The organism is Vibrio sp. D173a (genome assembly GCF_030248475.1).
Genome location: NZ_JAHGAH010001397.1, coordinates 1 through 722, shown reverse-complemented (window position 1 = coordinate 722; position 722 = coordinate 1). Strand labels below are relative to the sequence as shown.

At 43.9% G+C, this 722-nt stretch carries 1 protein-coding gene; it reads left to right on the top strand.

Annotated features, from left to right (window positions below):
* The coding region (rlmN, locus tag KIV40_RS33610) for a 23S rRNA (adenine(2503)-C(2))-methyltransferase RlmN (RefSeq protein WP_285353754.1) at window positions 1–637 on the top strand (637 nt) is incomplete at its 5' end.
* Window positions 638–722: the final 85 nt, after the last annotated feature.

Here is a 722-nt window from a genome sequence, read left to right as displayed (position 1 = left end):
CGTAGTAATGATGGGTATGGGAGAACCTCTACTTAACATGAAGAACCTAATGCCATCATTAGAAATCATGTTAGATGATCTTGGTTTTGCTCTGTCTAAGCGTCGTGTAACGGTATCGACTTCTGGTGTTGTATCAGGTCTTGACCAAATGACGGGTAACATTGATGTTGCACTAGCAATCTCACTACACGCTCCAAATGACAAGCTACGTAGCGAAATCATGCCAATCAATGATCGTTGGGATATTGAAGACTTCCTAGCATCGGTTCGTCGTTACATTGCATCTTCAAACGCAAACCGCGGTAAAGTTACTGTTGAGTACGTGCTGCTTGATCATGTAAATGACGATATGGACCACGCGCGTGAACTTGCTGAGCTAATGAAAGATACGCCATGTAAGATTAACCTGATTCCATTCAACCCATACCCAGGTTCACCTTACAAGAAACCAAGCAACTCTCGTATTGACCGTTTCCAGAAAACACTGATGGAATACGACTACACAGTGACAGTACGTAAGACCCGTGGTGACGATATCGATGCTGCATGTGGTCAGTTGGTAGGTGATGTTATCGACCGCACCAAACGAACTAAGCAAAAAGCCGCTGCGGAAACTATTCCAGTAAAAGCGCTTTAATCCGCTCTCCGTTTTAATAACAAGCCAGAAGTTTACTTCTGGCTTGTTTGTTTTTGACCGTTTATCACCGTTTCCCCAGTGCGAA